The sequence below is a fragment of the Streptomyces sp. Da 82-17 genome (genome assembly GCF_046098215.1).
Taxonomy (GTDB): Bacteria; Actinomycetota; Actinomycetes; order Streptomycetales; family Streptomycetaceae; genus Streptomyces.
In genome coordinates, this window is the sequence record NZ_JBJURH010000003.1 from 232,316 (window position 1) to 257,457 (window position 25,142).

The 25,142-nt window shown below is 73.1% G+C and carries 23 protein-coding genes; 6 read left to right on the top strand and 17 right to left on the bottom strand.

Translation table 11 applies throughout. The features are described 5' to 3' along the window. The first annotated feature begins 199 nt into the window (after nucleotides 1-199). Nucleotides 200-457: a hypothetical protein gene (locus tag ACIDOF_RS06530; protein WP_409004735.1), complete on the top strand. Its 258-nt coding sequence runs from the start codon at nucleotides 200-202 to the stop codon at nucleotides 455-457. 255 nt (nucleotides 458-712) lie between these two features. On the opposite strand, the gene ACIDOF_RS06535 is transcribed toward ACIDOF_RS06530, so the two are convergent. From ACIDOF_RS06535 to infC, 10 genes are all read right to left on the bottom strand, one after another. After that, entirely contained in the window at nucleotides 713-1,243 is a 531-nt protein-coding gene (locus tag ACIDOF_RS06535; protein WP_409004736.1) for an NUDIX hydrolase, read from the bottom strand. Between the two features lie 72 nt (nucleotides 1,244-1,315). Beyond that, entirely contained in the window at nucleotides 1,316-2,665 is a 1,350-nt protein-coding gene (locus ACIDOF_RS06540) for a transcriptional regulator (RefSeq protein WP_409004737.1), read from the bottom strand. A 327-nt stretch (nucleotides 2,666-2,992) separates the two neighbouring features. Continuing rightward, complete coding sequence (locus ACIDOF_RS06545; protein ID WP_409004738.1) at nucleotides 2,993-4,027, bottom strand: PP2C family protein-serine/threonine phosphatase; 1,035 nt, start codon at nucleotides 4,025-4,027, stop codon at nucleotides 2,993-2,995. Nucleotides 4,028-4,273: 246 nt separating this feature from the next. Next, the gene (pheT, locus tag ACIDOF_RS06550; RefSeq protein ID WP_409004739.1) at nucleotides 4,274-6,796 is read right to left on the bottom strand and encodes a phenylalanine--tRNA ligase subunit beta; all 2,523 of its coding nucleotides are present in this window, start codon (nucleotides 6,794-6,796) and stop codon (nucleotides 4,274-4,276) included. After that, nucleotides 6,796-7,923, bottom strand: a complete 1,128-nt coding sequence (pheS, locus tag ACIDOF_RS06555; RefSeq protein WP_409004740.1) for a phenylalanine--tRNA ligase subunit alpha — start codon at nucleotides 7,921-7,923, stop codon at nucleotides 6,796-6,798. The genes pheT and pheS overlap by 1 nt, the downstream gene beginning before the upstream one ends. Before the next feature lie 152 nt (nucleotides 7,924-8,075). Beyond that, the gene (locus tag ACIDOF_RS06560) at nucleotides 8,076-9,206 is read right to left on the bottom strand and encodes an ATP-binding protein (RefSeq protein WP_409004741.1); all 1,131 of its coding nucleotides are present in this window, start codon (nucleotides 9,204-9,206) and stop codon (nucleotides 8,076-8,078) included. 109 nt (nucleotides 9,207-9,315) lie between these two features. Next, on the bottom strand, nucleotides 9,316-10,155 hold the full coding sequence (locus ACIDOF_RS06565) for a TrmH family RNA methyltransferase (protein WP_409004742.1): 840 nt from the start codon (nucleotides 10,153-10,155) through the stop codon (nucleotides 9,316-9,318). A 181-nt stretch (nucleotides 10,156-10,336) separates the two neighbouring features. Next, on the bottom strand, nucleotides 10,337-10,723 hold the full coding sequence (gene rplT, locus ACIDOF_RS06570; protein ID WP_409004743.1) for a 50S ribosomal protein L20: 387 nt from the start codon (nucleotides 10,721-10,723) through the stop codon (nucleotides 10,337-10,339). Nucleotides 10,724-10,824: 101 nt separating this feature from the next. Continuing rightward, nucleotides 10,825-11,019, bottom strand: coding sequence for a 50S ribosomal protein L35 (gene rpmI / locus ACIDOF_RS06575; protein ID WP_004933563.1), 195 nt, complete (start codon nucleotides 11,017-11,019; stop codon nucleotides 10,825-10,827). 114 nt (nucleotides 11,020-11,133) lie between these two features. Next, on the bottom strand, nucleotides 11,134-11,781 hold the full coding sequence (gene infC / locus ACIDOF_RS06580) for a translation initiation factor IF-3 (RefSeq protein ID WP_409004926.1): 648 nt from the start codon (nucleotides 11,779-11,781) through the stop codon (nucleotides 11,134-11,136). Nucleotides 11,782-12,190: 409 nt separating this feature from the next. Here infC and ACIDOF_RS06585 point away from each other — a divergent pair, with 409 nt between their 5' ends. Continuing rightward, entirely contained in the window at nucleotides 12,191-12,562 is a 372-nt protein-coding gene (locus ACIDOF_RS06585) for a DUF1844 domain-containing protein (RefSeq protein ID WP_409004744.1), read from the top strand. A 19-nt stretch (nucleotides 12,563-12,581) separates the two neighbouring features. Here the strand turns inward: ACIDOF_RS06585 and ACIDOF_RS06590 are convergent, their stop codons facing one another. The 3 genes from ACIDOF_RS06590 to ACIDOF_RS06600 are packed head-to-tail and all read right to left on the bottom strand — an operon-like array spanning nucleotide 12,582 to nucleotide 15,575. Then, the gene (locus ACIDOF_RS06590) at nucleotides 12,582-13,319 is read right to left on the bottom strand and encodes an SseB family protein (protein WP_409004745.1); all 738 of its coding nucleotides are present in this window, start codon (nucleotides 13,317-13,319) and stop codon (nucleotides 12,582-12,584) included. A 58-nt stretch (nucleotides 13,320-13,377) separates the two neighbouring features. Then, nucleotides 13,378-14,565, bottom strand: coding sequence for a type VII secretion-associated serine protease mycosin (mycP, locus tag ACIDOF_RS06595; protein WP_409004746.1), 1,188 nt, complete (start codon nucleotides 14,563-14,565; stop codon nucleotides 13,378-13,380). Then, the gene (locus ACIDOF_RS06600; protein WP_409004747.1) at nucleotides 14,562-15,575 is read right to left on the bottom strand and encodes a hypothetical protein; all 1,014 of its coding nucleotides are present in this window, start codon (nucleotides 15,573-15,575) and stop codon (nucleotides 14,562-14,564) included. The genes mycP and ACIDOF_RS06600 overlap by 4 nt, the downstream gene beginning before the upstream one ends. Nucleotides 15,576-16,216: 641 nt before the next feature. Here ACIDOF_RS06600 and ACIDOF_RS06605 point away from each other — a divergent pair. After that, nucleotides 16,217-17,425 (top strand): amino acid deaminase/aldolase, encoded by a 1,209-nt coding sequence (locus ACIDOF_RS06605; protein ID WP_409004748.1) that lies wholly within the window; start codon nucleotides 16,217-16,219, stop codon nucleotides 17,423-17,425. A gap of 19 nt (nucleotides 17,426-17,444) precedes the next feature. Here the strand turns inward: ACIDOF_RS06605 and ACIDOF_RS06610 are convergent, their stop codons facing one another. From ACIDOF_RS06610 to ACIDOF_RS06625, 4 genes are all read right to left on the bottom strand, one after another. Continuing rightward, nucleotides 17,445-18,338 (bottom strand): DUF2510 domain-containing protein, encoded by an 894-nt coding sequence (locus ACIDOF_RS06610; RefSeq protein WP_409004749.1) that lies wholly within the window; start codon nucleotides 18,336-18,338, stop codon nucleotides 17,445-17,447. 120 nt (nucleotides 18,339-18,458) lie between these two features. After that, the gene (locus tag ACIDOF_RS06615; protein WP_409004750.1) at nucleotides 18,459-19,241 is read right to left on the bottom strand and encodes a 3-oxoacyl-ACP reductase; all 783 of its coding nucleotides are present in this window, start codon (nucleotides 19,239-19,241) and stop codon (nucleotides 18,459-18,461) included. Beyond that, entirely contained in the window at nucleotides 19,238-20,611 is a 1,374-nt protein-coding gene (locus tag ACIDOF_RS06620; RefSeq protein ID WP_409004751.1) for an aldehyde dehydrogenase family protein, read from the bottom strand. Before ACIDOF_RS06620 ends, ACIDOF_RS06615 begins: the two co-directional genes overlap by 4 nt. Nucleotides 20,612-20,619: 8 nt before the next feature. Then, on the bottom strand, nucleotides 20,620-21,984 hold the full coding sequence (locus ACIDOF_RS06625) for a glutamine synthetase family protein (RefSeq protein ID WP_409004752.1): 1,365 nt from the start codon (nucleotides 21,982-21,984) through the stop codon (nucleotides 20,620-20,622). 77 nt (nucleotides 21,985-22,061) lie between these two features. Between ACIDOF_RS06625 and ACIDOF_RS06630 the strand changes: the two genes are divergently transcribed. The 3 genes from ACIDOF_RS06630 (at nucleotide 22,062) to ACIDOF_RS06640 (ending at nucleotide 25,127) form a co-directional block, all read left to right on the top strand. Next, nucleotides 22,062-22,802, top strand: coding sequence for a FadR/GntR family transcriptional regulator (locus tag ACIDOF_RS06630; RefSeq protein WP_409004753.1), 741 nt, complete (start codon nucleotides 22,062-22,064; stop codon nucleotides 22,800-22,802). 134 nt (nucleotides 22,803-22,936) lie between these two features. Continuing rightward, on the top strand, nucleotides 22,937-24,403 hold the full coding sequence (gene eat / locus ACIDOF_RS06635; protein ID WP_409004754.1) for an ethanolamine permease: 1,467 nt from the start codon (nucleotides 22,937-22,939) through the stop codon (nucleotides 24,401-24,403). Between the two features lie 34 nt (nucleotides 24,404-24,437). After that, on the top strand, nucleotides 24,438-25,127 hold the full coding sequence (locus tag ACIDOF_RS06640) for a gamma-glutamyl-gamma-aminobutyrate hydrolase family protein (RefSeq protein ID WP_409004755.1): 690 nt from the start codon (nucleotides 24,438-24,440) through the stop codon (nucleotides 25,125-25,127). Nucleotides 25,128-25,142 lie beyond the last annotated feature (15 nt).

The window sequence follows — 25,142 nt, forward strand, 5'->3', positions numbered from 1 at the left end:
CCGTCTCCGAAGGGCCCGGCACCGCTTCCCGCGTGCCGGGCCCTCGCGCTTCACACAGGGTGTGCGCCACGGGCCCGCATATGCCGTGCGCACCCGCTTCCGCCACGACGACCAGCCGTATTGACTGTGCGTGCGCGTCAGGGGGATGCGAACCGAAGGTGAATCGACGCCGGATTCCCGGCCGGAGAGGAGCGCAGTCGTGACCACCGACCCCGAGCAGAGCGTGGTCCCGGAGGAACACGCGGAGTTACGACGCTCGATCGACGTGGGTCTCGCCCAAGTGGACGGAAAGCTCGCCCTGTTGACCCAGCGCGACGAGCAGTGCGGCAAGGACCTGGACGACCTGAGCGCACGCGTCGCCGCCCTGGAACGCACCCGCTGGCCCCTGCCTGCGCTTGCCGTCCTGGCGGCCTTGGGCGCGCTGGCGGTGGCGATCTGGCAGGCGGTGGGCCACTGAGACGCGGTTTTCGATCCCCTCCCCGCCCCTTCCCGAAAGACTGCCGTCGGCACGGGGGCCAGCCCCCGGACACCCGCTCCTCAAACGCCGGAGGGGCTGTTTTCAGGGGCGCGGGGAACTGCGCGACCAGCCACGACGGCGCAGCAGACGAACGAACACCGCCGGAGGCTTTCGGGAAGGGGTGGGGAGGGGAACTGATAGAGCCCGCAGGGCGAAGCAGGGGCGGCGCCCGAGTCGACGGCACGGCAACCCGCCCTACCCCAACCGGAGTTGATGCAGCATCAGCAACGCCGCCACCATGTTCGCCCCCGGCACCTCCCCCCGGGCGATCAGGTCCGGCACCACCTTCAGGTGGACCCACTCCCGCCGTGACGACTCGAACGCGTCCTGCGGGGGCCCGGTGTACGCGGCCTCGTCCGACCAGTAGACGTGGTGCACGGCGTCGGTCAGGCCGTTGGACGGCTCCACGCTCATCAGGTGCCGCATCGGCCCTGGCCGCCAGCCGGTCTCCTCCTCCAGCTCCCGCGCGGCCGCGACCGCGACGTCCTCGCCGTCCTCGACGACGCCCGCGGGCAGTTCCCAGCCCCAGCTGTCTGTGATGAAGCGGTGCCGCCACAGCAGCAGGACCTCGTTCGCCCCGTTGACCACCGTGGCCACTGCGACCGGCCGCATGCGGATCAGGAAGTGGTCGAGATGCCGGCCGTCGGGCAACGCGACGTCCGCGAGGTTGACCTGGAACCAGCGGTTCTCGTACACGGTTTGTTCTTTCATGTTCGTCCACTGCACGGTTCTGCCACCTTCCGCCGAAGTAGTGGCAATATCGCAGCAGCGGACGGGAGTTCGGGAGCCGCGCGGGCCCTACAGCGGCACCCGCAGCGCCCCGTCGATCAGCGCCGCCGCCTCCGCCGTGCCGCGGCAGCCGTTGCGTACGAGGTGCTCGCGGACCGCGCGCAGCCGGTCCCGCAGCCGCTGCGACTCCATGCCCCGCGCCTGCTCAGCCATCTGCACGGCCGTCGCCACCGCCTTGTCCGCGTCGCCCTGGCGCAGCTCGATCTGGGTGAGCACCGCGAGCCGGTGCACCCGGCCGCGGTCGTGGGCCGGGGTGTCCACGGCGGCCGTGGAGTGCTCCCGCGCCGCCGGCAGATCACCGAGGCTCAGCAGGGCTTCCGCGACCTGGACGTTGACCAGGCCCGGCTGCACGTACCCCGTCTCGTCCGGCTCGCGGCCGCGGTGGATGCGGTCGGCCGCGGACTCGGCGCGGCGGATGCAGGCCAGCGCGCTGCCGCCGTCGCCGAGGTGCGCGTACGCCTTGGCCTGCATCGCGTACAGGTCGGCGGCGAGCGCGGGCGTGATGTGCGGGCCCGCCGCGCGCAGGGCCGCCTCCGCGAACGCGACGGCCTGCCGGAACTCCCGCATGTACAGCGACTGGTTGACGAGCAGCGCTATCACGTACGCCCCGAGCCCCCGGTCCCCGCTGGCCTTGGCCAGCCGCAGCGCCTGGTGGAAGTAGCGCTGCGCGAGGCCGTGCGCGTCCGAGTCGTACGCGCAGATCCCGGCGACGGCCACCAACCCGCCGGTGGCGCGGTGCAGTTGGCGTCCGGTGGCGTCGGTGTAGCAGCCGCGGAGCAGCGGGGCTGCCTCGGCGTTGAGGAAGCCGACGATCCGGGCGCGGGTCGCGACGCCGCCGGTCTTGCGGTACATCTGCTCGTAGTGCGCCCGCGCGGAGCGCAGCATCTCGATGTCGGTCATGCTCACCCGGTGCCGCCCGCCCCGGGACACGTCCACGTCCTCCGGCGGGTTCTCCCACTCCCAGACGGGCATCACGGCGGGGGTTCCGGTCACGGCGGGGGCGCCCAGTATGTGCGGGCGCTGCTGCTCGTCGGAGCGCCACAGCGCCGTGGCCCGCTCCACGAAGCCGGACAGCGTGCCGCCGCCGGAGCCGTGCGGATCGGCCGGGCCGCCGGGCACGCCGAGGCCGATGTCGTCGAGCGTGACGCTGCGGTGCAGGCGGGCGGCGAGCACCTCGCAGATCAGGTCGGGCACCTGGCCGCGCGGGCGCTGGCCCTTCAACCAGCGGGCCACGGCGGTGTGTTCGTACCGCAGGGCGAGGCCTCTGGCCTTGCCCGCCTGGTTGACGTGGGCGGCCAGTCCCGCGTGGGAGATTCCGGCCTCGTCGAGGATCGCGTCGAGCAGAGTGTTGGGCTGCATCTCGCCTCTCGCCCTCCGGGCAGCGTCACGGCTCAATCGTCCGTGTGTTCAGGGTAGTTGAGCCCGGTTCACACGGGGTGTGAACCAAGTGCCCGGATCGGGGCGGTACGTACTCTGCCCTCGGTGCCCCGGGCTCGGTTGACTGTGCTTCGTCCGGCTCCCCTGGGCCGGATCTCTGGCCGAGCCAGAGAGGCCGGGCCGCCGGCTCCCCCTCGACAATGCGGCGGCCCACCCACACGCGTCGCCCGTCGGACCGTCTGCCAGGTACGTCCGCGGTCCGGCGGACGGCGCGTCGCAGCTCCCCGCACCGTGGGGCCGCTCGCACCGTCAACTGCTGGTCGGCGCCCGGAACTTGACGGACACCGCAGCGCCCTGCTGCGGCACCCGGTGCCGGTCGTTGCGCAGCGCGAGGAGGGCCATGTCGTCGCCTGAGCGCCCGCGCGTGTGCCGTTGCAGTGCGCCCTGCAGCGCGCCGACGAGCGCGTCCGGGTCGGGCGTGCGCGCACCGGCCGCCTCGGCGAGGGCCCGGTCGAGCGGGAAGAACCGGCCGGCCGTGTCCCGCGCGTCCTCCACCCCGTCGGTGTGCAGCAACAGCACTTCGCCGGGCAGGATGCGCCCGCAGTACCGGGCGGGCAGCACCTCCGGCAGCGGGAACGGCCCGAGCGGCGGCAGCGGCTCCCCTCCCGGCACCCGCTCCACCCCGGCCCCGCCCGCCCCCGCATGCGGCCCGCGGCCGAGCCGGTACGGCCACGGGTGCCCGCAGTTGAGCGCGAACACCGAGCCGTCCACCCGGATCTCCAGAAGCAGTACGGTCACGAACTCCTCGCCGTCCGCGCCCTCCCCCGCGCCGACGTGCCGGCCGAGCGCGCGCTCCAACCGCCGCAGCACGCCCGCGAGTTCGCCCTCGTCGTGCGCCGCCTCCCGGAACGAGCCGAGCACCGCCGCGACCGTGCCGATCGGGGCGAGCCCGTGCCCGCGCACGTCGCCCATCACCACCCGCACCCCGTGGTCCGTGGCGACCGCCTCGTACAGGTCGCCGCCGACGTCCGCGCCCCGGTGCGCCGAGAGCTGTCCGGCGGCCACCGCGAGGCCGTCGATCCGGGGCGGCAGCGGTCTGAGCAGCGCCCGCTGCGCGGCCCGCGCGATCTCCCGCACCTGCGCCAACTCCCGCAGCAGGGCCCGCCGTACGCCCGCTATCAGCCCCGTGCCCACCGCGAAGAACAGCGCACTCGACGCGATCCGCGCCCCGAGCCCGTCCTGCTGGGCGAGCGGGCAGACGAACTTGTACGTGACGGCGACGGCGCCCCAGGTCGCGGGCAGAGCGAAGGCGGCCACCCGGCCACCGGCCTTGATACGGATCATGCCGTGGCCTCCTCGGGCCCCTGGACGATGCGCAGCGGCCTCCCCAGGGCCTTGATCGACACGCGGGCCGGCCCTGACGGCCGCGTTGATTTTGTCGACATAGCCGCACGCCCCGGAATGGATCCCGGCCTTTGCCACCCGAACGAGTGAGGGGCGCACCCGGTCTCCCGGATGCGCCCCTCATCAGGGACGTTGCGCCCTTGCGAGCGCTCGGTCGGTGTCGCTAGGACATCGCCACGACACGGCTCACGCGCCGCGCACCACCGCGCCCGTGCGCTCGCCCGCGAGGGCCGCGGCGGCGTCCCGGGCGGCGCTGGCCTCGTCGACGGTCAGCGTCCGGTCGGCGGCCCGGAAGCGCAGCGCGTACGCGAGGGACTTCTTGCCCTCGCCGAGCTGCTCGCCGGTGAACACGTCGAACAGGCGCAGGGACTCGAGCAGTTCGCCCGCACCCTCGCGCAGCGCGCGCTCGACCTCGACGGACGGCACGTCCGCGTCGACGACCAGGGCGACGTCCTGCGTGGCCACCGGGAACGTGGAGATCCGCGGCGCCTGCAGCACCTCGTCGGTGACGAGCGCGTCCAGCTCCAGCTCCATCGCGCAGGTCCGCGCGGGCAGGCCCAGGGCCTTGATGACGCGCGGGTGCAGCTCGCCCGCGTACCCGACGACCTTCTCCGCGCCGTCGGCCTCGATCACCAGCTCGGCGCAGCGGCCGGGGTGCCACGGACCGTACTGGCCCTGGCGGACGGTGAGCTCGACGCCGGTCTCGCGGGCCACGACACGGGCGGCCTCGACGGCGTCCGCCCAGTCGGCCGGGCGGCCCTTGCCCCACCAGCCGGCCTGCTCACGGGCGCCGGTGAGGACGACCGCGACGTTCCGCCACTGGTACGGCAGCGCCGCGTCCAGGCCCGCCAGCTCCTCCTCGGTCGGGCGCCGGTCCACCGGGAGACGCACCGCGGTGCGCTGCTCCTCGCGGGGGTGGAAGACGGTGCCGGTCTCGAAGAGAGCCAGGTCGTGGCTGCCGCGGCTGTCGTTGCGGCGCAGCGCGGCGAGCAGGCCGGGCAGCAGCGTCGTACGGAGCGCGGGCTCCTCGTCGGAGAGCGGGTTGACCAGCTTCACGACGCGGCGGTTCGGGTCGTCCGCCTCCAGGAGCAGCTCGTCGAAGACCTGCTCGCCGATGAACGGGTAGCTCAGCGCCTCCACGTACCCGGCGCCGGCCAGGGCGCGGCCGACGCGGCGGTGCGTGCGCTGCCGCTCGGTCAGGCCGAGCCCGGCGGGCGGCGAGGGCAGCGTGGAGGGCAGGTTCTCGTACCCCTCCAGGCGGATGACCTCTTCGGCCAGGTCGTTCGGGTCCGTCAGGTCGGGCCGCCAGGACGGCACGGTGACGGTCAGCGAGTCCTGCCCGTACACGTCGCAGCCGACCTGCTGCAGCCGTCGTACGACGGTCTCCCGGCCGTACGCGACGCCCGCGACCTTGTCCGGGTGGTCGGCCGGGATGGTGATGGTGCGCGGGGCGCTCGGCGCGATGACCTCGGTGACGCCGGCCTCGGCGGTGCCGCCCGCGAGCAGCACGAGGAGGTCGACGGTGCGCTGGGCCGCGGCGGACGTGGCCTCCGGGTCGACGCCGCGCTCGAAGCGGCGGGACGCCTCGGAGGACAGCTTGTGCCGCCGGGAGGTGCGCGCGATCGCCAGCTGGTCGAAGTGCGCGGCCTCGATCACGACGTCCGTGGTGCCCTTGACCTCGCCCGTCTCCGGGTCGGGCGCGGCGTCGGCGATCTCGGTGTGGGCGCCGCCCATGACGCCGGCGAGGCCGATCGGGCCGCGGTCGTCGGTGATGACCAGGTCCTCGGCGTCGAGGACGCGCTTGGCGCCGTCGAGCGTGGTGATCTTCTCGCCCTGCTCGGCACGGCGCACGCCGATGGTGCCCTCGACCAGGGAACGGTCGTAGGCGTGCAGCGGCTGGCCGAGCTCCAGCATCACGTAGTTGGTGATGTCGACGGCGAGCGAGATCGGGCGCATGCCGGCCTTCTGCAGGCGTCGCTTGAGCCAGATCGGGGAGTGCGCCTCGGGGTTGAGGCCGGTGACGGTGCGGGCCGTGAAGCGGTCGCAGCCGGCCGGGTCGGAGACCTTGACCGGGTAGCCGTGCGCGTTCGGCGCGGGCACGTCGATGAGTGCCGGGTCGCGCAGCGGCAGCCCGTACGCGGTGGCGGTCTCGCGGGCGACGCCGCGCATCGACAGGCAGTAGCCGCGGTCGGGCGTGACGGCGATGTCCAGGACCTCGTCGACCAGTTCGAGCAGCTCGATCGCGTCGGTGCCGACCTCGTGCTCGGGCGGGAGCACGATGATGCCGCCGGAGCCGTCGTCGCCCATGCCCAGCTCGTCGCCGGAGCAGATCATGCCGTGCGACTTCTTGCCGTACGTCTTGCGCGCGGAGATCGCGAAGCCGCCGGGCAGGACGGCGCCGGGCAGGACCACGACGACCTTGTCGCCGACGGCGAAGTTCCGGGCGCCGCAGACGATCTCCTGCGGCTCACCGGTGCCGTTGGCCTGGCCGACGTCGACGGTGCAGAAGCGGATCGGCTTCTTGAAGCCCTCCAGCTCCTCGATGGTGAGCACCTGGCCGACGACCAGCGGACCCTTGAGGTCGGCGCCCAACTGCTCGACGGTCTCGACCTCGAGGCCGACTCCGACGAGCTTCTCCTGTACGTCGCGGCCGGACTCGCCGGCCGGCAGGTCGACGTACTCCCGCAGCCAAGAAAGCGGGACCCGCATCAGATCTCCATCCCGAACGGCCGGGTGAACCGGACGTCACCCTCGACCATGTCTCGCATGTCTTCGACGTTGTGGCGGAACATCAGCATCCGCTCGATGCCGAACCCGAAGGCGAATCCGCTGTACTTCTCGGGGTCGACGCCGCACGCGGTCAGCACGCGCGGGTTGACCATGCCGCAGCCGCCCAGCTCGATCCAGCCCTCGCTGCCGCAGGTGCGGCACGGCCGGTCCGGGTTGCCCACGGACTCGCCCCGGCACACGTAGCACACCATGTCCATCTCGGCGGACGGCTCGGTGAACGGGAAGTAGTTGGGGCGGAGCCGGGTCTTCATGTCCGGGCCGAAGAGCGCCTTGACCATGTGGTCGAGGGTGCCCTTGAGGTCGGCCATGGTGAGGCCCTCGTCGACGGCGAGCAGCTCGATCTGGTGGAAGACCGGGGTGTGCGTGGCGTCGAGCTCGTCCGTGCGGTACACGCGGCCGGGGCAGACGATGTAGACCGGCGGCTCGCGGTCGAGCAGCGCGCGGGCCTGCACGGGCGAGGTGTGCGTACGCAGGACCACGCCGGACTCGTCGCCCTTCGTGCCCTCCGGGCCCTGGACGAAGAAGGTGTCCTGCATCTGCCGGGCCGGGTGGTCCGGCACGAAGTTCAGGGCGTCGAAGTTGAACCACTCGGCCTCGGCCTCGGGGCCCTCCGCGATCTCGTACCCCATCGACACGAAGACGTCGGCGACGCGCTCCATGATCGTGGTGAGCGGGTGGCGGGCGCCGGCCTGCGCGCGGTCGTAGGGCAGCGTGACGTCCACGGCCTCCTCGACGAGCACGCGGGCGTCCCGCTCGGCCTCGAGTTCGGCCTGGCGGGCGGCGAGCGCCTTGTTGACCGCGCCGCGGGCCATGCCGACGCGCTTGCCGGCCTCGGCCTTGGCGTGCGGCGGCAGGGCGCCGATCTCGCGGTTGGCGAGCGAGAGCGGGGAGCTGGGACCGGTGTGCGCGACCTTGGCGGCCTGCAGCTGCTCGAGGTCAGCGGCCACGGCGAAGGCGTCGAGCGCCTCGCCCTGCATCCGCTCGATCTCTTCCGGTTTCAGGGCCTCGACCTCAACAGGGTCGTACGACTTATTGGGTGCCGACATCTCTTCCCGTGCTTCCGATTGGCTGGCGGATGGCCCCGTCCACGACTCGTACCGGCCTCGATGACGAGCCGCCCCTTGATTCGAGACGCAATGTGCCAAAGGCCGAGTCTAACGGGGGTGAGGGGTGTGCAGACGCCCGTGGGTGCCGGTGCTCAGCTGGTGAGATACGCCGGTGCCGCCACGGGCAACGTAAATCGGAACTCGGCGCCGCCCGCGGGGCCGCGGCCGACGGTGATCGTCCCGCCGTGCGCCTCGACGATGCCCTTCACGATGTACAGCCCGAGTCCGGTGCCGCCGCGCTTGCTGCCCCGCCAGAAGCGGGTGAAGACGCGGTTCATGGATTCCTCCGGGATGCCTGGGCCCTCGTCGCTGACGGTGACGGTCGTGCCGGCCGAGTCGGCGGGCTCGACGTCAATGGTGACGGTTCCCTCGCCGTGGCGCACCGCGTTTTCCAGGAGGTTGCTGAGCACCTGGTCGATCTTGTCGGGGTCGGCCCACAGGTCGGGCAGCGGGTGCCGGACGCGGACGAGGAAGCGGTCGGCGGGGCTGCCGGCGGCGACGTGGGCCTGCACGTGCCGGCCGACGGCGGCGCCTATGTCGACGGGCTGGCGGCGCACTTCGAGGCGCCCGGAGTCGATCCGGGAGATGTCGAGGAGCTCGGCGATGAGCCGGGTGACGCGGTTGGCGTCGGCGTCGACGGTCTCCAGCATCAGCTTCTTCTGGTCGTCGGTGAACCGCTCCCACTTGGCGAGCAGCGTCGCCGTGAACCCCTTCACGGAGGTCAGCGGCGAGCGCAGCTCGTGCGCGACGGTGGCGATCAGCTCGGCGTGGCTGCGCTCGGTGCGCCGCCGCGCCTCGGTGTCCCGCAGGGAGACGACGAGCCGGCGCACGGGCCCGGTCGGCCGGGTGCGCACGTACCGGGCGGTGACGAGGACTTCGCGACCGCCGGGCAGCAGCAGGTTCCGCTCGGGCTGCCCGGTCCGGGTGGCGAGCCCGCCGTACGGATCGGTCAGCTGCCACCAGCGCCGGCCTTCGAGGTCCTCCAGGGGCAGGGCCCGCTCGATGGGCGTCCCGATGGCGTCGGCGGCGCTGACCGCGGTGATGCGTGCGGCGGCGGCGTTGAAGCAGACGACGTGCCCGGACTCGTCGGCGACGACCAGTCCGTCCGGCAGGGCGTCCGGGTCGATGCCGAGCTCGTCCGGGTCGCGGGCGGCTGTGCCGGACACGGCGGGGCGTACGGCGGAGCCACGCACTCCCCCGGTCCTGCTGGTGCCGACGCTCATCCCCGTACCCCACCTCTCGATTGGGCTGGGGTCTCCCGGTGCGGCGCTGCCTGCACCCGGGCCCCCGAGCCCGTCACCCTACTAGCTCGGGGTAACGGAGCGGACCCCATCAGCGGGGGTTCCCGGTGCGCTGGGCGCGCGCGGAGGCGTAGAGGCACACGGCGGCGGCCGTGGCGAGGTTGAGGCTCTCGGCGCGGCCGTGGATGGGCACGCGCACCACCTCGTCGGCGAGTGCGCGGGTCTCCTCCGGCAGCCCCCAGGCCTCGTTGCCGAAGACCCAGGCGGTCGGGGTGCCCATGGTGCCGTGGTCGAGTTCGTCGTCGAGGTCCCGGTCCCCGGCCCCGTCGGCGGCGAGCACCCGGACTCCGGCTTCCCGCAGGCCGGTCACGGCTTCTTCGACGGGCACGCCGACGGCCACCGGCAGATGGAAGTGCGACCCGACGGAGGCGCGTACGGCCTTGGGGTTGTAGAGGTCGACGGAGGCGTCGGTGAACACCACGGCGTCGGCCCCGGCGGCATCGGCGCACCGCAGCACGGTCCCGGCGTTCCCGGGGTCGCGTACGTGGGCGAGTACGGCGACGAGCTTGGGCCGGGCGGCGAGGACCTCCGCGAACGGCTTGTCCAGGAACCGGCAGACGCCGACCAGGCCCTGGGGCGTGACGGTGGTGGAGATGTCGGCGATCACGGCCTCGTCGGCGAGGTGCACCCGGGCGCCGCCGTCGCGCGCGGCCCCGACGATGTCCGCGTACCGCTCGGCGGCGTCGACGGTGGTGAACAGCTCGACGAGGGTCGCCCCGGCGTCGCCGCGGTGCCCGGCGGCTTCCCGTACGGCCTGCGGCCCTTCGGCGAGGAACAGCCGCTCCTTGCCGCGGAAGTTCCGCTTGGCGAGCCGCCGCGCGGCACTCACGCGCGGGGAACGGGGGGAGATCAACTCGGGTACGGCACCCATGTATTCACCTTGAGCTACAGGCTGGGCCCCTGCTTTCAGGGGCGCGGGGAACTGCGCGAACGGCCACGACGAAGCGGCAGGCGGCAGACGACAGTCGACGGCGGACGGGGAGCCGGACGCAGTCGGACCCGCAGACCGGTAGGGGTCTGCGGGTCCGACGAGGCTCAGCTCAACCCGAAACTCAGGCGGCAGCCTTGGGAGCGTTGACGTCGCTCGGCAGCGCCTTCTGCGCGACCTCGACCAGCGCGGCGAACGCGTTGCTGTCGTTGACCGCGAGCTCGGCCAGCATCTTGCGGTCCACCTCGATGTTGGCGGCCTTCAGACCCTGGATGAAGCGGTTGTAGGTGATGCCGTTGGCGCGGGCAGCGGCGTTGATGCGCTGGATCCACAGCTGACGGAAGTCGCCCTTGCGCTTCTTGCGGTCGTTGTAGTTGTAGACGAGGGAGTGGGTGACCTGCTCCTTCGCCTTGCGGTACAGCCGCGAACGCTGACCGCGGTAGCCGCTGGCCTGCTCGAGGATCGCCCGACGCTTCTTGTGCGCGTTGACTGCGCGCTTGACGCGTGCCACTTGTTAACTCCTTGTAGCGGGGCCGTGGTTGTGTTCACACGGCCCGGTGTCGAATGGGTCCCGGTCCAGGCGTCCGGCCCCCTGGTGCGGGGGCCGCGACGTCACTTGCCGAGAAGCTTCTTGATCTTCGCGGCGTCGCCCGGGGCCATCTCGGCGTTGCCGGTGAGGCGACGCGTCACGCGGGACGACTTGTGCTCGAGCAGGTGGCGCTTGCCGGCGCGCTCACGGAGCACCTTGCCGGAGCCGGTGACCTTGAAGCGCTTGCTGGCACCGCTGTGCGACTTGTTCTTCGGCATAGCGCCGTTCTCTCCTCGTCAGTGGCGCTCCCACCGAACCCGGTCGGGCCGGCGGGAGCGTCAGTTGTATCGGTTGCATCCGGAGCCTGGGGTTTTCACCCCGGGGGCCTCGGATCAGGCCTCGGCGGGTTCCTCAGCGGACTGCTCGGCGGACTGCTCGTCCGCGGCACGGTCCCGCCGGGTCGTGGTGCCCGGCGCGTCCGCCTTGCGGGCGGCCTGGGCTTCACGGGCCTCGGCCATCGCCTCGGTCTTCTTCTTGTGCGGACCGAGGACCATGATCATGTTGCGGCCGTCCTGCTTCGGGTTCGACTCGATGAACCCGAGGTCCTGGACGTCCTCCGCGAGGCGCTGCAGCAGTCGGTAGCCGAGCTCCGGCCGGGACTGCTCGCGACCACGGAACATGATCGTGATCTTGACCTTGTCGCCCTGCTTGAGGAACCGGACGACGTGACCCTTCTTGGTGTCATAGTCGTGCGGGTCGATCTTCGGCCGGAGCTTCATCTCCTTGATGACCGTGTGCGCCTGGTTCTTGCGCGCCTCACGGGCCTTCATGGCCGACTCGTACTTGAACTTCCCGTAGTCCATGAGCTTGCACACGGGCGGACGGGCGTTCGCCGCGACCTCGACGAGGTCGAGGTCGTACTCCTGCGCAAGCTCCAGGGCCTTGGCAAGCGGAACAATCCCGACCTGCTCGCCGCTGGGACCGACAAGTCGCACCTCGGGAACGCGAATCCGGTCGTTGATGCGGGGCTCGGCGCTGATGGATCCTCCTCGGTAGCACCACGCGACGGCCTGGCGGACTGCCGCGTAACGTCTCTTTTCGTAAGACCTAACCGCGCCGGCGCACGAAAAATGCCCCGGAGACGATCACATGCGGGGCTCCATCACTTACCGGAGCACCGCCGCGTCGTACGCGGGGCGCAGATGACCGCCACTCGGGGTGGCCGTCGGACCGGTGACCCGCCGCCCTGAGGGCGGCCAGGTGGGAGATCGGAGCCTCCACTTGTGGGCCGGTGCGAATGATTTTGGTCAGTCGTGTCCGGCCGGTCGGTTCCCCAGCATACCAGCGTTCGGGGGCGCGGCAGCCACGCCGATGTCCGGGGCCTAGGCTGGTGCGGCCCCGGCGCACGCCGGACCCCTCAAGCAGCAGCCAGGAAGTAGAAGCAAAGCCATGAGCGACGCGACCCCCGCCCCCGGCGAAGAGACCTCCGCCGACTTCGACGCCATGACCCGTGACATCGCGGAGGTTCCCGCGGTCGAGGTGATCGTGACGGTCGCGGTCAACCTGATGAGCGCCGCCGCCGTGAAGCTCGGCCTGACCGAGGACGGCGACGCGCACAAGGACCTGGACGAGGCCCGCAAGCTGGTGCACGCCCTGGCCGGTCTGCTCGACGCGAGCACCACGGAGATCAGCTCCTTCCACGCCGCGCCTCTGAAGGACGGCCTGAAGTCGCTGCAGCTGGCGTTCCGCGAGGCGTCGATCGTGGCGGACGAGCCGGGTCAGGGCCCGGGCGAGAAGTACACCGGCCCGGTCTTCGGCTGACCGGATCCCCGCGCGGCCTTCACGCGCGTACGTAGAGGGGCTCGCCCGGCGGGGTGGCCTCGGCGGGCAGGAGTGCCAGGTCGAGGCCGCGCACCAGGCGGGCCCTCAGCGTTTCGTCGGCGGCAAGCGCCTCGGCGACGCGGCGGGCGGCCTCGGCGGGGGCGGCGTCGGGGCCGAGGACGAGGGCGAGGGTGCCGTCGGCGCTGCCCGGGCCGAGGTGGGCGCGGAGCACGGCGGGCTCGGCGGCGACGATCGCGCGTACCGCGTCCGTGACGGCCGGGTCGGCGAGCGGGTCCGTGGTCGTGCGGCCCTCGGCGACGGCGAGCAGGGCGGGGCGGGGCAGTTCGAAGGGCACGGGCCCGGCGACGTCGAGGACGATCGTGTCGGCCTTCTCGTGCACGGCGGCCTGCAGGGCCTGGTGCAGGGGTACGGCGACGGGGCGGGCCTCGGGGTCCCAGAGGGCGAGGGCCTCGGTGGAGGTGAAGGCCGGCAGGGCGCTGCGGTCGCCGGCCTTGAGGATCGGCACGGCCATGTCGCTGGTCTTCTCGCGGCGAAGCCCGTTCTCGTCGGTCTCGACCTCGCCGAGCACGGCGACGACGGGGACGAGGAGGCGGGTGCCGGGCAGGTGCTCCAGGACGGCGCGGCCGTTCTCGGGGGTGCGCTCGGCGGCCCAGGCGGCGAGGGCCGCGCTCAGCTTCGGGTCGGCGGAGCCGTCGTCGTCGGAGTAGCCGGAGTCCGGGATGTTCTTGTTCGCCACGGTCGTCGACCCTACCGGGGGCGTGCGCGGGCGGGCCGTGGTGGTCGGGGGCGGGGGCTCAGTACGGGCGGGGGCGGCCGCGCCACAGGACGACCGCCGCGACCAGGCAGATCGCGCCGAGGCTGCCGGCGAGCGGGCCGAGCCAGGCCGCGGTGGAGTCGTCGGGGTCGGCGTCCGGGCCGGGGCCGAAGAACTTGTCCCCGTACGCCGCGGGGCGGAGCTTCTCGGGCTTGAGCTCGCCGCCCTCGGCGATGGCGGCGGCGGGGTCGACCAGGCCGTGGCCGCGGGAGTCGTCGCGGCCGCCGTCGGGGGCGTTGCGGGCGGTGTCCTCCAACAGCCGTTTGATCTGGGCGGGTTGGAGGTTCGGGTGGGCGGCGCGGACGAGTGCGGCGGCGCCGGAGACGAAGGCGGAGGCGGCGCTGGTGCCCCAGCCGCGGTAGTACTCGCGGTCCGGGTCGGCTATCACGATGTCCTTGCCGGGGGCGCTGACGGTCGCGTACCAGCGGCGGGTGGAGAACGGGGCGCGGTCGCCGTACCGGTCGACGGCGGCGACGGCGATGACGCCGGGGTACGCCGCCGGGTAGGAGATGTGGTCGCCCTTCTCGCCACCGTTGCCCGCGGAGGCGACCACGACGACGCCCTTCTTCAGGGCGTACTGGACGGCCGCGTCCTCGGTCGGGTCGGCGTGGGCGGACTCGCTGTCGTCGCCGAGGGAGAGGTTGATGACGTCGGCGCCGTTGTCGGCGGCCCAGCGGATGCCTTCGGCGAGGGCGCCGGCGCGGCTGGAGCGGGCCTTCTTGCGGGACTTGTCACCGTCCTCCAGGATCACCCGGACCGGGAGGATCTTGGCCTCGGGGGCGATACCGAGCACGCCCTCGTCGTTTCCGGGGCCGTGGCCGTGACCTGCGATGATGCCGGCCATGGCGGTGCCGTGCCGGGCCCAGGGGCGGTCGCCGCGGGAGGCGCCGAAGCCGATCATGTCCTTGCCGGGCAGGACGTTGTCCGCGAGGTCGGGGTGCTGGTCGTCGACGCCGGTGTCGAGGACGGCGACGGTCATGCCCGCGCCGCGGGTGCTCTGCCAGGCCTCGGCGGTGTTGAGGGCGGCGAGGCCCCACTGCTGGGTGCGGATCTCGTCGGCGCGGGCGGTGGCGGCGGGCAGCAGGGCGAGCGCGGCGGCGGCGATGAGGGTGCCGCTCTTGCGGAGCGGGCCGATGCGCCGGGCGGTGGGCTGCGTACCGGTGCTCATGAGGGCTTCTCCGTGGCCGCGGTGACGGTCTTGCGCAGGGTGCGCTCCACCCGGTCGGCGAGGCCCTTCGCCTCGTGGCCGAGGCCGGACTGGGCGGGTGCGCTGGTGGCGCCGGACTTCATGGCCTCGGCGGCGGGCTCGGGCTCGGAGACCTCGCGGCCGTCGGCGAAGCCGGACACGGCGTACACGACGACGGGGGCGTCGGTGAGGATCGAGACCGTCCAGCTGGCGCGCTGCTCGTCCCCGAACCCGGCGGCGACGGTGCCCTTCTTCGCGTACGGGCGGGGCATCAGGTCGTCGCGCCGGTCGAGGCCCTCCTCGGTGAAGCGGGTGCGCAGGGCGCCCATGGAGGCGGCGTCGGCCTTGGTGAAGAGCATGCCGACGGTGGTGAGGTGGCTGCGGGTGGCGTCGGTGTACGTGGCGCGCAACAGCCGTTCGCAGCCCACGGGTTGGAGTGCCTTGCGCAGCAGCGGGTCGAGCGCGGACCTGCAGTTCGTGTCGGGGGCGACGGCGATGCGGGTCCAGACGCGGTCGGCGCCGCCGGGGCCGGCGCCGTCGCCCTTGAGGACGGGCGGGAAGAGGGTGTCGACCTTCTCGTTGTGCCAGGCCTGGCCCGCGGCGGCGTAGACGCGCTCCGCGCCGGGGGCGCCGTCGGCCTCGCCGGTGAGCCAACTCCCGGTCACTGCACCGCCGATGAGCCCGAAACCGAGCACGAGGCAGGCGGCGACGGCGGCGATCCGGGGCTTGCTGCGGGCCGGTACGGGGCGGAGCTGCGTGGTCCGGTCGTCGAAGGCGGCGGGCTGCCCGAAGTACAGCGGCCGGCCGGCGCCGGGTTGCGGCGTGAGGTCGACGGACCCGACGGGCCGTCGGCTCGGCGCGGTACGCGGCGGCTGCTGCGGCTGGGGCCGGGTGTGCGGCGTCGGCGGCTGCTGGGGTCTGCGGGGCGCCTCGGGCGGCAGCGGGGCGGCGCCGGCCCGGGGCGCGGGCCGCTCGCCGGGCGCCGGAGGCACGGGCCGCAGACGCGCGGTGGTCTCGCTGGGCCGCGGGGCGGGCGGCACGGAGCCGGCGGGCTGGGCGGGGACACGGCCTGTGCCTGTGCCTGTGTCTGTTCCCGTTGCCGTCGCGCTTCCGGCGGGGCCGGGCTGGGGCGGCGGGCTCGCGGGGCGCGGCGGCACGGCGGCTGCGGGACCGCCGGCAGGCGCGGGCGCGGCCGGGCCCGTACCGCCCGAGGAAGGCGACGCGGCACCGGCCGGACCGGACGCGGCCGGACCAGCGGCGGGCGAACCGGAAGCAGCCGGACCGGCGGCGGGCGAACCGGAAGCAGCCGGACCAGAAACAGGCGAACCCGAAGCAGCCGGGAGGGCGGGGTCCGTGCGTGGGGGCTCGTCCGGGAGGCGGGTCGAGGGGTTGGGCGGGGGCGGCGAGGAGGGGCGCGGGGGGACGTCGGCGCGTCGCGCGTCTGTGCTCATGCACCCCCCGTCCTCGAGCACGGGCGCTGTTCGATCTCCGTGGAGGAGCGGCCCGTTCTTCCCTGCCTGCGCGTCACTCTACGGGCTGATGCAGGTCGGACGAGAACCTGCACGAGACCCACGGGTGTTCTGTCCGGATCATCCCCCTACCCCTGGGTAGAGCGGTCTGGCAGGCTGCGCCCATGACGGCTCTCGCTGCAGATCGCGCCCGTTACGACCGGGCCACCGCCCACCTCGACGCGCCCGTCGCGATCGTCGACCTGGAGGCGTTCGACGCGAACGCCGCCGACCTCGTGCGCCGGGCCGGGGGCAAGCCGGTACGGGTGGCGAGCAAGTCGGTGCGGTGTCGTGCGCTGCTCGAACGGGCCCTCGCGACGGACGGGTTCGCGGGCGTCATGTCGTTCACGCTCGCCGAGTCGCTGTGGCTGGCGCGCTCGGGCTTCGAGGACGTGCTGCTCGCGTATCCGTCGGCGGACCGCGCGGGCTTCGCGGAGCTGACCGCCGACCCGAAGCTGGCCGCGGCGGTCACGGTGATGGTGGACGACCCGGCGCAGCTGCGGCTGATCGACGCGGCGCGGGACGGGGGGCGCGGGCGGGAAGAGGTGCGCGTGTGCCTGGAGTTGGACACGTCGCTGCGGCTGCTCGGCGGCCGGGTGCGGATCGGCGCGCGCCGCTCGCCGCTGCACTCCCCTGAGCAGGTCGCGGAGCTGGCGCGCGCGGTGGCCCGCAGGCCGGGGTTCCGGCTGGTGGGCGTGATGGCGTACGAGGGGCATGTGGCCGGGGTCGGCGATCTGCTCGCCGGGCGGCCGGTGCGGTCGCGGGCGATCCGGGCGATGCAGTCGGCGGCCCGGCGGGAGCTGGCGGTGCGGCGGGCCGAGGTGGTGCGGGCGGTGCGGGCCGTGGCGCCGGACCTGGAGTTCGTGAACGGCGGCGGCACGGGCAGTGTGCAGCACACGGCGGCGGAGGCGGCGGTCACGGAGATCGCGGCGGGCTCGGGGCTCTATCTGCCGCGGCTGTTCGACAACTACACGTCGTTCAGCGGCCGTCCGGCGGCGCTGTTCGCGCAGCCCGTCGTGCGCAGGCCGGGCGTGGGCGTGGTGACGGTGCTCGGCGGCGGCTATCCGGCGTCCGGGGTGGCGGGCCGGGACCGGTCGCCGGTGCCGTATCTGCCGGAGGGGCTGCGGTACGACCCGCAGGAGGGCGCCGGCGAGGTGCAGACGCCGCTGCTCGGCTCGCCCGCGGACGACCTGCTGATCGGCGACAAGGTGTGGTTCCGGCACGCCAAGGCGGGCGAGCTGTGCGAGCGCTTCGAGCAGCTGCACCTGGTCGAGGGCGACCGGATCACGGCGACGGTCCCGACGTACCGGGGCGAAGGCCGGACGTTCCTGTAGCGCCGTACGCGGTGCGGGCTCAGCGGGTGGCGCGGATGCCGCGGGTGATCTTGTCGATGGCGGAGAGCGGCGGCCCGTCGGGGCCCGCGTCGAAGGCGAAGCGGACGACGACCATGCTGCCCGCGCCGCCCCCGGGCGGCGGGAAGGCGAGGGACTGGACGTATCCGCCGGGGCCGGAGGCGGTGGTGACGCGCCAGCGCACGAAGTACCCCTCGGCGCCCGCGACTTGGACACGGCCCGCGGCGGCCGGGCGGTGGTCCTCCATGCCGTTGTAGGGCCTGCGGCCGACGGCGTCGCGGTCGTACGCGCGCTCCGCGGCCTCGGCGATGTCCTGCTCGGCGACGCTGAGCGGGGAGGCGCCGTCCTCGACGGTGACGGAGTACGTGCCGACCCGGCCCGGGTGGCAGAAGCCGCTGGTGCCGGGGCAGTCGTACTCCTCCTCGGTGACGGCGGTCGGGACGCGGTCGACGGGGCGTTCGGCGCGCTTCCAGCCGTCGAGGAGCGGCAGGGAGACGCCGTTGAGCTGGTCGACGAGGACCTTGCCGTCGTCCTCGGCGGGCGTGGCCGTCGGGGTGGTCGCGGAAAGCGCGGGGCCGTCCGTGTCCGTGGGGCCGTCCGTGGGCGTGCCCGTGGCGGAGGCCTTCGGTCCGGGGCCCGGCCGGTCGCCCTCGCCGCCGAGGACGAAGGCGCCGGTGACGATGGACGCGACGAGCACGAGTCCGGCGGCGCCGAGTGCGACGCCCTTGGCCCGGCGCGAGGCCTCACCGGCACGGGGCGTCGCCGGCACGGGCGGGGCGGCGCCCTGCGGTCCTGCGGCGCGGGCGTGCTCGGTCCACGCGGCGCCGTCCCACCAGCGCTCGATGCCCGGCGCCGCGGGGTCCGGGTACCAGCCGGGCGGGGTCGTCATGCTCATCCGCCCACCTTAAGTCGGGCCCCGCCGGGCCGGGCGAGAGCCCTCGGACGCCGTACGAGCAGGGCTCCGGACGCCGTACGAGCAGGGCCCGCGCCCGTACGGCGTCCACGGAGCCGGGGGCTACAGCGGGGTGACGTACGCCCCCGCGATGCCGCCGTCGACGAGGAAGTCGGTGGCGTTCACGAAGGAGGAGTCGTCGCTGGCGAGGAACGCGACCGCCGCGGCGATCTCCTCGGCCTCGGCGAAGCGGCCCACCGGGACGTGCACGAGGCGGCGCGCGGCCCGCTCCGGGTCCTTGGCGAACAGCTCCTGGAGCAGCGGGGTGTTGACCGGGCCCGGGCAGAGCGCGTTGACGCGGATGCCCTCGCGGGCGAACTGCACGCCGAGCTCGCGGGACATGGCGAGGACGCCGCCCTTGGACGCGGTGTACGAGATCTGCGAGGTGGCCGCGCCCATCCGCGCCACGAACGACGCGGTGTTGATGATCGAGCCGCGGCGCTGCTCGCGCATGTACGGGATGGCCGCCTTGCAGCACAGGTACACGGAGGTGAGGTTGACCTCCTGCACGCGCTTCCACGCCTCCAGGCCGGTCTCCAGGATCGAGTCGTCGTCGGGCGGGGAGATCCCGGCGTTGTTGAAGGCGACGTCGACGCTGCCGTACGTGTCGTACGCCGTCTTGAAGAGGGCCTCGACCTGCTCGCCGTCGGTGACGTCGACCTGGACGAAGGTGCCGCCGACCTCCTCCGCGGCGGCCTTGCCGGCGGCGGGGTCGATGTCGGCGCAGACGACGTCGGCGCCCTCGGAGGCGAGGCGGCGGGCGGTGGCGAGGCCGATGCCGCTGCCGGCTCCGGTGACGACGGCGGTACGGCCGACGAGGCGGCGGCAGAGGGGCTGTTCGGTCACTGTGCGGAACCTTCCGTGCTGATGAAGACGTTCTTGGTCTCGGTGAAGGCGGTGAGGGCGTCGGGGCCGAGTTCGCGGCCGAGGCCGGACTGCTGGTAGCCGCCGAAGGGGGTCCAATAGCGCACGCTGGAGTGCGAGTTGACGGACAGGTTGCCCGCGCGGACGGCCTGCGAGACGCGGATCGCGCGTCCCGAGTCCCGGGTCCAGATGGAGCCGGAGAGGCCGTACTCGGTGGCGTTGGCGAGCCGTACCGCGTCCGCCTCGTCCTCGAACGGCAGGACCACGGCGACGGGCCCGAAGACCTCCTCGGCGGCGACGGGCGCGGCCGGGTCGACGCCGGTGACGACGGTCGGCGGGAACCAGAACCCGGGCCCCTCCGGCGCGCTGCCGGTGATCGTCTCCAGGTCCCCGGTGACGTACGAGCGCACCCGCTCCAGCTGGACCTTGGAGATCAGCGGGCCCATCTGGGTCTTGGTGTCGCCGGGGTCGCCGACGACCACCGAGGCGATGGCGGGTTCGAGGAGTTCCATGAACCGGTCGTAGGCGGAGCGCTGCACGAGGATGCGGGTGCGGGCGCAGCAGTCCTGGCCCGAGTTGTCGAGGAAGGACATCGGGGTGGCGGCGGCCGCGGCCTCGATGTCGGCGTCGGCGAAGACGATGTTGGGGCTCTTGCCGCCGAGTTCGAGGGTCACGCGCTTCACGCGGTCCGCGCACTTGGCCATGATCTGCTTGCCGACCCGGGTGGAGCCGGTGAACACGATCTTGGCGACGCCGGGGTGCTCGACGAGCGCGTTCCCGGTGACGTCCCCGGCGCCCGGCAGGACCTGGAAGAGATGCTCCGGAAGGCCGGATTCCAGGGCGAGTTCGGCGAGGCGCAGGGCGGTGAGCGGGGTGGTCTCGGCGGGCTTGAGGAGGACGGCGTTGCCGGCGGCGAGCGCGGGCGCGGTGCCCCAGGCGGCGATCGGCATCGGGAAGTTCCACGGCGCGATGACGCCGACGACGCCGAGGGGTTCGAGGAGGGTGACGTTGAGCCCGCCGGGCACGGGGATCTGGCGGCCGGCCAGGCGCTCCACTCCCCCGGCGGCGTAGTCGAGGAGGTCGCGGACGTTGCCGGCCTCCCAGCGGGCGTTGCCGAGGGTGTGTCCGGCCTCGCGGACCTCCGACTGGGCGAGTTCTTCGAGGTGTTCGTCGACCTTCGCGGCGAAGCGGCGCAGCGCGCGGGCCCGGTCGGCGGGGGCGAGCGCGGACCATTTCTGCTGGGCGGCGGCGGCCCGGGCGACGGCCGCGTCGACGGCTTCCGGGCTGGTCGCCGGGACGGTGGCGACCAGTTCCTCGGTGGCCGGGTTCAGTACGTGGTGCTCGTACGACAACAGGGGCCTCACATGCGTTCGAAGGAGCGGCGCAGCTCCCAGTCGGTCACCGCGGCGTCGAACGCGTCGAGTTCGACCCGCGCCATGTTGCGGTAGTGGGCGACGACCTCGTCTCCGAAGGCGGCCTTGGCGATGGTGCTGTTCTCCCAGAGTTCGGCGGCCTCCCTGAGGGTCGTGGGGACGTGCTCGAAGTCGGCGGTGTACGCGTTGCCGGGGCAGGCGTCGGGCAGTTCGAGCTTCTGCTCTATGCCGTACAGGCCTGCGGCGACGAGGGCCGCGACGGCGAGGTGCGGGTTGACGTCGCCGCCCGGCAGCCGGTTCTCGAACCGCATCGAACGGCCGTGGCCGACGACGCGGAGCGCGCAGGTGCGGTTGTCGTACCCCCAGGCCACGGCCGTCGGGGCGAACGAGCCGGCCTGGAAGCGCTTGTACGAGTTGATGTTGGGGGCGTACAGGAGGGAGAAGTCGCGCAGGGCGGCGAGCTGGCCGGCGAGGAAGTGCCGCATGACCGGGGACATGCCGCCGGGGCCGTCGCCGGGCATGGCGTTGGCGCCGTCGGCGTCGGCGAGCGAGAGGTGGATGTGGCAGGAGTTGCCCTCGCGCTCGTTGTACTTGGCCATGAAGGTGAGGGAGACGCCCTCCTGCGCGGCGATCTCCTTGGAGCCGGTCTTGTAGATGGCGTGCTGGTCGCAGGTGACGAGGGCCTCGTCGTAGCGGAAGGCGATCTCGTGCTGGCCGGGGTTGCACTCGCCCTTCGCGGACTCGACGGTGAGCCCGGCGCCGGCCATCTCGTTGCGGATGCGGCGGAGCAGCGGCTCGACGCGGCCGGTGCCGAGGACGGAGTAGTCGACGTTGTACTGGTTGGCCGGGGTCAGGTCGCGGTAGTTCGCGTCCCAGGCCTGCTCGTAGCTGTCCTTGAAGACGATGAACTCCAGCTCGGTGCCGACGTTCGCGGTGTATCCGAGTTCGGCGAGGCGGTCGAGCTGGCGGCGCAGGATCTGCCGGGGCGCGGCGACGACGGGTGAGCCGTCGTTCCAGGCGAGGTCGGCGATCAGCATCGCGGTGCCCTCGTTCCAGGGCACGCGGCGCAGGGTGGACAGGTCGGGGATCATGGCGAAGTCGCCGTAGCCGGTCTCCCAGCTGGACATCGCGTAGCCGTCGACGGTGTTCATCTCGGCGTCCACGGCGAGCAGGTAGTTGCAGCCCTCCGTGCCGTGCTCCAGGACGTCGTCGAGGAAGAAGCGGGCGGCGAACCGCTTGCCCTGAAGGCGGCCCTGCATGTCGGGGAAGGCCAGGACGACGGTGTCGATCTCGCCGCTCGCCACGAGGGCACGCAGCTCCTCCACTGCGAGCGGCGGTGTGCGGTCTGCCACGGGGGTCTCCTCCTTGGGCGGTCCGGAGGCCATAAGGTATGCACGAGAACCATTCCTTGGGAAGGGGGAAACGCTCGATGTCCACGACCGAGTCCGCGAACGCGGGAGCGCAGCGGCTCCCGCAGGTCCTTCGCCCGGTGCGCGCGGGCAACGGCTTCGAGGAGGCCCTGGAGCAGATCCTCCAGGTGGTCCGGCTCGGCCTCGTGCCCGCGGGTGAACGGCTGCCCGCGGAGCGGGAGTTGGCCGAGCAGCTGGGCATCAGCCGGGTCACGCTGCGCGAGGTGCTCAAGGTGCTGCAGGACCAGGGCCTGGTGGAGAGCCGGCGCGGGCGGTACGGCGGCACGTTCGTGAAGGCCCGCGAGGGCGGCGCGGCCGGCGAGGAGGAACTGCGGCGCCGCCTGGAGGACGTGGACCTGGAGGACGCGCTGCGCTTCCGCGAGGTCCTGGAGACCGGGGCCGCCGAACTCTGCGCAGGCCAGGGCCTGTCCAAGGAGCAGGAGGACCGGCTCCTCGACGCGCTGGCCGCCACGCAGGACGCCCCGCTGACCGACTACCGGAGGCTCGACACCCTCTTCCACCTCACGCTCGCCGAGCTCTCCGGTTCGCCGACGCTCGCCGCCCAGTACGCGGCGGTCCGCGCCACGGTCAACGACCTGCTCGACTGCATCCCGCTGCTCGTGCGCAACCTGGAGCACTCCCAGCAGCAGCACGCGGCCCTGGTCGCGGCGGTCCTGGACCACGACGCGGGCGCCGCGCGGCGCGTGATGCGCGAGCACTGCGGCGGCACGGCGGCGCTGCTGCGGGGGTTTCTGGCGTGAGGGAGCGGGTCGTCCGCAATGCACCGCCGTACGGCCCGCTCGTAACCCGAAAGTAACGCAGAGGTCTTGCGCTCCCCGGAGTGCGCCGCAAAGGTATGGAGCCATTCCATTGGCGAATGCGGGGAGCCCCTGCCATGACGGACGAACGCACCACCGCCCCACCCGGCACCACCGCCCCACCCGGCGCGGGCACCGGCGACGACTACCTGGAGCGCCGGGCGCTGCGCCGCGGCAGCGCCGGCTGGCTGCTGCTCACCGGCCTCGGCGTCGCGTACGTCGTCTCCGGTGACTTCTCCGGCTGGAACTTCGGCCTCGCGGAGGGCGGCTTCGGCGGCCTGGCCGTCGCCACGGTCCTGATGGGCCTGATGTACACCTGCATGGTCTTCTCGCTCGCCGAGCTCTCCTCGATCCTGCCGACGGCAGGCGGCGGCTACGGCTTCGCGCGCCGCGCCCTCGGCCCCTGGGGCGGCTTCCTCACCGGCACGGCGATCCTCATCGAGTACGTCCTCGCCCCCGCCGCGATCTCCATCTTCATCGGCGACTACGTCGAGTCCCTCGGACTGTTCGGCCTGGAGGCGGGCTGGCCGCTGACGCTCGCCTGCTTCGCGATCTTCATCGGCATCCATCTGTGGGGCGTCGGCGAGGCCCTGCAGTTCAGCTTCGTGGTGACCGGCATCGCGGTGGCGGCACTCCTTGTGTTCGCGGTCGGCGCGTTCATGGAGTTCGACGCGTCCGGCCTGAACGACATCAAGGCGGACCCGGACGCCTTCGGCTCCAACTCCTGGCTGCCGTACGGGATTCTGGGGATCTGGGCGGCGTTCCCGTTCGGGATGTGGTTCTTCCTCGGTGTGGAGGGCGTGCCGCTCGCCGCGGAGGAGACCAGGGACCCGGCGCGCACACTTCCGAAGGCGATCCGCTGGTCGATGCTGATCCTCGTCGGCCTCGCGCTGCTGACGTTCTTCGCGTCGGCGGGCGCGCGCGGCTCCGCCGCCATCCAGGACGCGGGCAACCCGCTGGTGGAGGCGCTGCAACCGGACGGCGAGCCGACGGCGCTCAGCCGCATCGTCAACTACGCGGGCCTGGCCGGTCTGGTGGCGTCGTTCTTCTCGCTGATCTACGCGGGCTCGCGTCAGCTGTTCGCGCTCTCCCGGGCCGGCTACCTGCCCAAGTCCCTCTCCCTCACCAGCCGCCGCAAGGCCCCCTACCTGGCGCTTCTGGTGCCGGGCGCGATCGGCTTCGCGCTCGCCGCGGCCAGCGGGAACGGCGCGCGGATGCTGAACGTCGCGGTGTTCGGCGCGACCATCTCGTACGCCCTGATGTCGCTCTCGCACATCGTGCTGCGCCGCCGCGAGCCGCACCTCGAGCGGCCGTACCGCACGCCCGGCGGTGTCCTGACCTCGTCGGTCGCGCTGGTCCTGGCCTGCGCGGCGCTCGTGGCGACGTTCCTCGTCGACGTGACGGCGGCGTTCATCGCGCTCGGCGTGTACGTGGTGGCGATCGCGTACTTCGGGTTCTACAGCCGCAAGCATCTGGTGGCGAAGGCCCCGGAGGAGGAGTTCGCGGCCCTCGCGGCGGCCGAGGCAGAGTTGGAACGGAACTAGGTGTGACGGAACCAGTGGCGAGGGAGTACGCGTCGTGAGCAGGCCGTTGATCGGGGTCAGCACCTACCTGGAGGCGGGTGCGCGGTGGGGCGTGTGGGAGCTGGACGCGGCGCTGCTGCCCGCCGGGTACCCGCGCCTCGTGCAGGACGCGGGCGGCATCGCGGCGATGCTGCCGCCGGACGACCCGGCGCACGCGGAGGCGGTCGTCGCCCGGCTCGACGGCCTGGTGATCGCGGGCGGGCCGGATGTCGAACCGGTGCGGTACGGCGCCGAGCCCGAGCCGCACACGGGCCCGCCGAACCGGGCCCGGGACACCTGGGAACTCGCCCTGATCGACGCCGCGTTGGCGTCCGGCACCCCGCTGCTCGGCATCTGCCGCGGCATGCAGCTCCTGAACGTCGCCCGCGGCGGCACCCTCGTCCAGCACATGGAGGGGCACGCCGTGCAGAAGGGCGTCTTCGGCAGCCACCCGGTGAAGCCGGTCCCCGGCACGCGGTACGCGTCGCTCGTCCCGGACGAGGACCACGTCCCGACGTACCACCACCAGGCCGTGGACCGCCTCGGCACCGACCTGACGGCCTCCGCCCACGCGCCGGACGGCACGATCGAAGCGATCGAACTCCCCTCCCCCGCGTGGGCGTTGGGCGTCCAGTGGCACCCGGAGATGGGCACGGATCTGCGGGTCATGCGGGGGTTGGTGGAAGCGGCGGGAGGCGAGCGCTGAGGACCGGGAAGGTCA